The 7,266-nt window shown below is 73.1% G+C and carries 10 protein-coding genes; 3 read left to right on the forward strand and 7 right to left on the reverse strand.

Features of this window, described 5'->3' with window-relative positions; all coding sequences use genetic code 11:
- The first annotated feature begins 52 nt into the window (after positions 1–52).
- The gene (locus ACPT94_RS20300; protein ID WP_360335953.1) at positions 53–682 is read left to right on the forward strand and encodes a CGNR zinc finger domain-containing protein; all 630 of its coding nucleotides are present in this window, start codon (positions 53–55) and stop codon (positions 680–682) included.
- On the opposite strand, the gene sodX is transcribed toward ACPT94_RS20300, so the two are convergent.
- On the reverse strand, positions 586–1,020 hold the full coding sequence (gene sodX, locus ACPT94_RS20305; RefSeq protein ID WP_360335955.1) for a nickel-type superoxide dismutase maturation protease: 435 nt from the start codon (positions 1,018–1,020) through the stop codon (positions 586–588). The genes ACPT94_RS20300 and sodX overlap by 97 nt on opposite strands.
- A gap of 146 nt (positions 1,021–1,166) precedes the next feature.
- Between sodX and sodN the strand changes: the two genes are divergently transcribed.
- Entirely contained in the window at positions 1,167–1,562 is a 396-nt protein-coding gene (gene sodN / locus ACPT94_RS20310) for a superoxide dismutase, Ni (RefSeq protein WP_360335957.1), read from the forward strand.
- 433 nt (positions 1,563–1,995) lie between these two features.
- Here the strand turns inward: sodN and ACPT94_RS20315 are convergent, their stop codons facing one another.
- The 3 genes from ACPT94_RS20315 to ACPT94_RS20325 all read right to left on the reverse strand — a co-directional run bounded on the left by ACPT94_RS20315 (position 1,996) and on the right by ACPT94_RS20325 (position 4,703).
- Complete coding sequence (locus ACPT94_RS20315; RefSeq protein WP_360335959.1) at positions 1,996–2,724, reverse strand: SCO4225 family membrane protein; 729 nt, start codon at positions 2,722–2,724, stop codon at positions 1,996–1,998.
- 571 nt (positions 2,725–3,295) lie between these two features.
- Entirely contained in the window at positions 3,296–3,529 is a 234-nt protein-coding gene (locus tag ACPT94_RS20320; protein WP_360335961.1) for a hypothetical protein, read from the reverse strand.
- Positions 3,530–3,548: 19 nt separating this feature from the next.
- On the reverse strand, positions 3,549–4,703 hold the full coding sequence (locus ACPT94_RS20325) for an inorganic phosphate transporter (RefSeq protein WP_360335963.1): 1,155 nt from the start codon (positions 4,701–4,703) through the stop codon (positions 3,549–3,551).
- Positions 4,704–4,876: 173 nt separating this feature from the next.
- Between ACPT94_RS20325 and ACPT94_RS20330 the strand changes: the two genes are divergently transcribed.
- A complete protein-coding gene (locus tag ACPT94_RS20330) occupies positions 4,877–5,626 on the forward strand; it encodes a VOC family protein (RefSeq protein WP_360336274.1) in 750 nt (249 codons plus the stop codon).
- On the opposite strand, the gene ACPT94_RS20335 is transcribed toward ACPT94_RS20330, so the two are convergent.
- The 3 genes from ACPT94_RS20335 to ACPT94_RS20345 all read right to left on the reverse strand — a co-directional run.
- On the reverse strand, positions 5,623–5,835 hold the full coding sequence (locus tag ACPT94_RS20335; RefSeq protein WP_425246465.1) for a hypothetical protein: 213 nt from the start codon (positions 5,833–5,835) through the stop codon (positions 5,623–5,625). The genes ACPT94_RS20330 and ACPT94_RS20335 overlap by 4 nt on opposite strands.
- A gap of 112 nt (positions 5,836–5,947) precedes the next feature.
- On the reverse strand, positions 5,948–6,205 hold the full coding sequence (locus tag ACPT94_RS20340; protein ID WP_360335967.1) for a hypothetical protein: 258 nt from the start codon (positions 6,203–6,205) through the stop codon (positions 5,948–5,950).
- 282 nt (positions 6,206–6,487) lie between these two features.
- A partial coding sequence (locus ACPT94_RS20345; protein WP_425246466.1) for a polyprenyl synthetase family protein occupies positions 6,488–7,266 on the reverse strand: 779 nt, incomplete at its 5' end.

The following is a 7,266-nucleotide window of genomic DNA, read 5'->3' on the forward strand; positions in this document are numbered from 1 at the left end:
GCCGTTACTCCGCCCGCACCCCGACCCTAGAGCGCCACCGTAAGGACTACAAGTGGAACTGGCCTATTACTCGGACTATGCCGTGCGCCTCGTCAACAGCGAGGACCCGGCGCGGGGCAAGGACTCGCTGACCTCGGTCGAGGCCGTCCGCGACCTGTTCGGCGTCAACCAGTCCGCGGCCCGCCGCGCCACCGACGCGGACGTGACCCGCTTCCGCTCGGTACGGGCCCGGCTGCGCGCGGTCTTCGAGGCGGCCGACACGGGCGACGAGACCCTCGCGGTGGACCTGCTGAACTCGCTCCTCCTGGAGTTCCCGGTCAGCCCGCAGATCTCCGGCCACGACGTCCGCGACGACGACGGCCGCCCGCTGTGGCACATGCACCTGGCCGACCACCCGTCGAACGCGACCGCGGGCTACGCGGCCATCGCCGCGATGGGCCTGGCCTTCCACCTCACGGAATACGGCGTGGACCGCCTCGGCCTGTGCGAGGCGGCCCCGTGCCGCAACGCCTACCTGGACACGTCCACGAACCGCTCCCGGCGCTACTGCTCCGACCGCTGCGCCACCCGTGCCAACGTGGCCGCCTACCGCGCCCGCAAGCGCCTGGAGGCCGACCGGTCGGCCAGCACCGGCCTGGCCGCCGACAGCGCCCACCGCAGCACCGCCAGCGGCGAGCGCTGATCCGGCTTCAGCGGCCGGTACCGGAACCGCACCGTGCCGAGGATCAGCTCGTCGGGCACGGTCCCGTAGTCGGTGCTGTCGCCGCCGGCGTAGGCGTTGTCCCCGAGGACCCACCAGCCGCCCTCACGGCGCTCCGCGGCCCGTTTCACGACCAGCAGGTCCTGCTGGAAGGGATGCCGCAGCACGACCACGTCTCCCGGCCTGACCCTGGCGCCGTACCTCACCACCAGCTGGTCCCCGTGGTGCAGCGTGGGCACCATGGACGGACCGGTCACCTCCGCCAGCCCGAAGGGCGCGGCCCCCCTCCCGCGTTCGGTCTCCCGCGACAGCTCCGGCATCGCCGGCACCTCCCCTGGTCCGTTCCTCCACCAGTCTCAGTCTGACCCCCAACTTTTGTCCTAAGCCCAAGGGGGCACTCGCGAAAACCCGTCTCGCAGGGAGTAATGTCCAACCTGAGAAGACGATCACGAGGAAGGAACGCTCCATGCTTTCCCGCCTGTTTGCCCCCAAGGTCAAGGTCAGCGCGCACTGCGACCTGCCCTGCGGTGTCTACGACCCGGCCCAGGCCCGCATCGAGGCGGAGTCGGTGAAGGCCGTGCAGGAGAAGATGGCCGCCAACGACGACCCGCACTTCCAGGCGCGCGCCACCGTCATCAAGGAGCAGCGCGCCGAGCTCGCGAAGCACCACGTTTCCGTGCTGTGGAGCGACTACTTCAAGCCCCCGCACTTCGAGAAGTACCCGCAGCTGCACCAGCTGGTCAACGACACCCTGAAGGCCCTGTCGGCCGCCAAGGGCTCGACGGACCCGCAGACCGGTGAGAAGGCCCTGCAGCTGATCGCCGAGATCGACAAGATCTTCTGGGAGACCAAGAAGGCCTGACCTTCTTCATTACCTTCTGACCTGCGCTTTTCTTTGGTTGCAGCGTCTCCCTGTCCGCACCCGGCCCGCAGGCCGCCGAACCCGGCGTCCGTGACGGTCCGGGTGCGGTCTTTTCGGCCGCCAAGCCTCGGGGACCTCGGCGGCCGGGCCGTCCGGATGGCGACGAACGGACACTCGGATCGCCCGCCCCCTCCTCGGCGGCCCGCCGTGCCGCCGTCGTCGCCGCCGTCCCACCCCTCTTCCCCGCCGCCGCGGGGAACACCTGCGCCGGTACCTCCTGACGTCTCTCGGCAGAGAACGGCGTAGCCCTCGCGCCGGGTGGTGGTCGGCCCGGCCCGGGCCGGAGAAGCCCGTCGTGACGACCTCCCGATCGGGGCCGTGCCAGGGGACGTTCCCTTGCCCGAGGACTCCGCCGGTTCGGTGTGCGCCTGCCTCAGGCCGCCGGACGCGGCTCCCGCGTCCGCAGCCTGCGTGCGAGGAGGCCGAGCAGCACGGCGTTGAACAGGCCGGACAGGGCCGCGCCGGCGGAGAAGACGAGCGGGCTCAGCCAGGTGAGCGAGGTGGCCCACTCGGCGGGTGACGTAGCCAGAAGGGCGACGATGCTGAGCGGCGCCGTGGCCATGAGCGGCCAGATGCCGGCGAACCCCGGGTCCGGCAACAGGTAGACGGCGCACAGGAAGAACCCCAGCGACGCCGCGACCACGGCGAGATAGCCACGCGCGAGCCAGTTGTCCACCGCGGGCGCCAGCAGGGCCCGAGTCCTCCGCAGGCGGGGGCGGGCCGAAGGCGCCATGTCCGTTCCCCGCCGCTCGCCCGCGCCGGGCGATGCGGCCGTCGCGGACCCCGCGGCCAGGGCGCCGAGCACGGCGGCGTTCACGAGGGCGCAGAGAAGGAGCCACACGGCCCAGAAGCCGACGGCCAGCACCTCGACCGCCCCGCCGCCCTCGGTGCCGGGACCGAAGGGGAGGACCACGCTCAGGAAGGAGAGGGGTGCCGTGAGCATCAGGGGGTCCGGGACGAAGCCGCTCTCCGGGAAGAGGAACATGACCACGACGGAGGCGGCGACGACAGCCAGGTAGCCCCGGGCGAGCCAGTTGTCCGTGGCGAGCGCGAGGAGCCGGCGCAGGCGCGGCAGGCGGCGCGGGCGGGAGGCATTCGGCATCAGGTTCCTCCTTCGGGTCGGGCCGGGTTGGTGAACTCCACGGTGGACCGGGGGGAGCGCTCAGGCGTGAGTACGCGTACTCATCCCGGCATGGGAGTTCGAGACGGGCCGCCCACGGCCCGAACTCCAGCACCGCGATCACCCCGACCACGACGGCGATGGCCGCGGCGCCCGGGCGGCCCCACCAGAACGCCCGGGTGACCAGGGGGACTCCGACGGCCCAGGCGCACCAGCGGACCATCAGCTCCCGGCGCCGGGACACCGCCACCGCGACGCCGCCCAGCGCCGGCGCCCCACCGAGCCAGGGCACCAGGGACGCAACGGTGATCACCGAACGGATCCGGCGGCGAAGACGCCCACAGTGCCCGCGGGCCTCACGACGAGCGGGGCCCGTCCCGGCCGCAGCACGTCCAGCGGGGCCCGTCCTGGCCGCAGCACGTCCAGCGCGGCCCGGCAGGCGGACCGGCCGCGGCAGCGCAGAGCGACGCGGCCGGTCCGAGCACGCGTACAGGACACCCGATCGAGACGGCGTGACCGGCGTCCCCGCACCGGGGCCGCCCGTCGAGGGTCCTCAGTGGAACTGCGGCACGATCAGGTGGATCCCGTACGCCACCACCGCCGCGCACGCGAGGAAGCACAGCCCCGCCTGGGTGAGGCCCACGGCGGAGGCGGCGCCGGACTTCTCCCGTGTCTCCTCGACGCGGGCGAGGCCCAGGACGCCGAGGGAGAAGACGACGACCACCGCGACGGTGACGCCGAGGCTCACCGCGGCGACCTGGCCGAGAGCGCTCCAGTCCAGTTGCATGACGTGAACTCCCGGTTTCTCAGGCGGCCTTGCCGACCGGCGTCGGCGTCGCGGTGCGGAGGGTGACTTCGTGGGCGTCGTTGACGTTGTGCGCGCTCACGGGGTTGCGGCGGGAGACGAGGACGATGCCGCCGGCGAGCGCGGCGCCGACCAGGGCGACGACCGCCGTACCGACGTCCCCGCCGTGCGTGACCGCGCTCGCGGCGAGACCGCCGGCCAGGGCCGCGGCCGGCAGCGTGATCAGCCAGGCGATCACCATGCGGCCGGCGACGCCCCAGCGCACCTGCGCGAGCCGCCGGCCCAGACCGGCGCCCAGGATGCTGCCGGAGGCGACCTGGGTGGTGGAGAGGGCGAAGCCGAGGTGGGCGGAGGTGAGGATGACGGTCGTGGAGGCCGTCTCGGCGGCGAAGCCCTGCGGGGACTGGATCTCCGTGAGGCCCTTGCCCATCGTGCGGATGATCCGCCAGCCGCCCAGGTAGGTGCCGAGGCCGATGGCGAGCCCCGCGGACGCGATGACCCACAGCGGCGGTCCGGCGTCATGGCCGAGTGCGCCCGCCGAGATGAGGGTGAGCGTGATGACGCCCATGGTCTTCTGCGCGTCGTTGGTGCCGTGGGCGAGGGAGACCAGCGAGGCGGAGGCGATCTGCCCGAGCCGGAAGCCCCTGGTCACCGACGTCGCGCGGGCACGGGCGGTCAGTTTGTAGGCGAAGTAGGTCGCGATCAGCGCCGCCGCGCCCGCCACCAACGGCGAGGCCACGGCCGGGATCAGCACCTTCTCGACCACCTTGTCGAAGTGCACGCCGTGGGACCCGGCGCCCACCCACACGGCCCCGATCAGTCCGCCGAACAGCGCGTGCGACGAACTCGACGGCAGTCCCACCAGCCAGGTGAGCAAATTCCAGAGAATCGCCCCCACCAGCCCCGCGAAGATCATCCCGGGTGTGACGAGGGCGTCGTCCACGATGCCGCCCGAGATGGTCTTGGCCACCTCGGTGGACAGGAAGGCGCCGGCGACATTCAGAACACCGCTGATCAGCACGGCTGTTCTGGGACTGAGCGCGCCGGTGGCGATGGACGTGGCCATCGCGTTCGCCGTGTCGTGGAATCCGTTGGTGAAGTCGAAGGCCAGCGCTGTGACGATGACCACCGCCACCAGGAACGTGATGTGATCCATTCCCCCATGCAAACAAGCGCAGGCCAATCCCCGGCCAACCCCAGGCAAAGCCCGGCCCAGGAACACGCGCACGAGTGAGGGAGACCCGCCCGGACGCCTCGTGGAAGCGGGCCGGGGGGCGTGCGAACGGAGGAGATGCGCCCGGCCGACCGGCCTACGATCGCCCCATGAGCATCCGCATCCGCTGGACGTACGCGTTCGTCGACCGGCCCGCCGAGCACTTCGAGCGGGCCTGCGCGTTCTGGACCGCCGTCACGGACACACGCCTGTCCGAACTCCGCGGCGAGAAGGGCGAGTTCGTCACCCTGCTCCCGGAAGGCGCCGACGCGTGTGTGAAGGCGCAGGGAGTCACCGAGGGCAACGGCGGTGCGCATCTGGACTTCTGCGTCGACGACGTGCCCGGTTTCGTACGGGCCGCGCTGGAACTCGGCGCGGAGACGGTCGCCCCGCACGACGGCTGGACCGTCCTGCGCTCCCCCGCCGGTCAGTTGTTCTGCGCGGTCCCCTGGCACGGCGAGTCTCTCCGCCCACCCGTGGTCTCCGGCAGCCGCCTGGACCAGGTCTGCGTGGACATCCCTCCGACCGCGTACGACACCGAAGTCGCCTTCTGGAGCGGTCTGTTGCCCGAGTGGACGTCCCGGCCGGGCTCCCTGCCCGAGTTCCACGTCGTCGCCCCGCCGCCCGGGCTGCCGATCCGCGTCCTCCTCCAGCGGCGGGACGAGGACCGCCCGCTCTCCGCCCACCTGGACCTGGCCTGCGGCCCGGACATCGACGCCGTACGCACCCGGCACGAGCGGCTCGGCGCGACCCTCGTCGCCGCCCACTCCCACTGGACCGTGCTGCGCGACCCGGCGGGCGGCCTGTACTGCCTGACCGGACGGGACCCGGAGACGGGAGGGCTGCCGACGGCGGTCGCCGGCTAGCGGTTCGTTGTGTAGGCGGTCGCGTACACGCACTGGACGTCCCGGCCCGGCTCCTGCGACGGGCAGGTGTACTCGTCCTCCACGTCCCCCACCTCCACGCCCAGCAAGGGCGCCGGGGACTCGTCCGTCTGGTACCGGCCGCGCGTTTCCGGGGGCTCGGCGGAGTCCTGCAGCCACAGGGTCAGACCACCCCCGACGGCAGCCGTCACCGCCCACACGACCACGGCCCACCGCCATAACCGGCGGCGCCCCCGTGCTTGCGTCATGTCCGTCCCACCCCGTTCGGCCATGGGGGTCACGCTAGCCCACACGGGCCGGGCGTCACGAGGTCGGGGCGGCGGGGGTGCCGGCCCCTTCGGGCCGCTCGGGCTGCTCGGGACGGCCGTGGTGCTCGGCGTGGCCGTGGTGCTCGGAATGACCGTGCTGCTCGACGCCGGCCTCGACGTACGCCTCGCACTCGGGGTTGTGGCACGGGCCCGCGACCCAGCGCGGAACCCAGGCGCCCAGCGTCTTGTGACGCCGGACGACGGTATCTACGGACTGCCCGCAGTCGGGACAGACGTGCTGTTCCCTGTCCATGTCACCAGGGTAGGCCGGTCACCACTCGCGTGCGTAGACATGTGCGGGCACTGCGTGGGGAGAAAGCGCGCGGACGCCGGCCTGCCGGAGCAGAGGCGGGTCCCGCACATCGTGGGGTTGTGCGGGACCCGCCGGGCCCCCCGGCGCGGGGGGGGGGGGGGGCCCCCCGCCGGGGGGGGGGGGGGCCCCCCCCCCCCGGGCCGGAGCCCCCGGAGACCGTACGGAGTCAGGAGCCGTACGGTCCCAGGGGCCCCGGGGTCTTACCAGCGCCGTTCGGGGCGCTCATGTGCTGCGCCGTGTCACGAACTCCGCCAGCGACAGCAGGCCGCCCGCGGACTCGGGGTCCGGGACCGCCCGGGTCAGTTCCGACATCGCGCGGGCCATCCGGTCGGCCGCCTGCTCCTGCGCCCAGGCCCGCCCGCCGGCCCGCTCGACGGCCCGCGTGGTCCGCTCCAGGTCCGCCTGGTCGTACGGCAGCGCGTACAGCTCGGCCAGTTCCGCGGCGGCCGGAGTGCCGGAGGTGAGCGCGGCGACCACCGGCAGGGACTTCTTGCGCGCCGCCAGGTCGGCGCCGGCCGGTTTGCCGGTGTGCCGCGGGTCGCCCCATATGCCGATCACGTCGTCGATGAGCTGGAAGGCGAGCCCGGCCTCACGGCCGAACGCGTCCAGCGCCTCGACGTCCTCCCCGGGCGCCCCGGCGTACAGCCCGCCGAGGGCGCAGGCGCAGCCGAGCAGCGCGCCGGTCTTGGCCTCGGCCATGGCGAGCACCTCGTCGAGGGTGACCTCGGCGGGACCCCGTTTCTCCATGGCCGTGTCCGCCTGCTGGCCGGCGCACAGCTCGACCACGCAGGCCGCGAGCCGGGCGGCGGCCCTTGCGGACGCCGGATGCGGATCCTCGGCGAGCAGGCCGAGGGCCAGCGCCTGGAGGGCGTCGCCGGCGAGGATCGCGTCGGCGTCGCCGAACACGGTCCAGGCGGTGGGGCGGTGCCGGCGGGTGGTGTCCCGGTCCATCACGTCGTCGTGCAGCAGCGTGAAGTTGTGGACCAGTTCCACCGCCGCGG

The sequence above is a fragment of the Streptomyces aurantiaciflavus genome (assembly GCF_049808595.1).
In the GTDB taxonomy this organism is placed as follows: domain Bacteria; phylum Actinomycetota; class Actinomycetes; order Streptomycetales; family Streptomycetaceae; genus Streptomyces.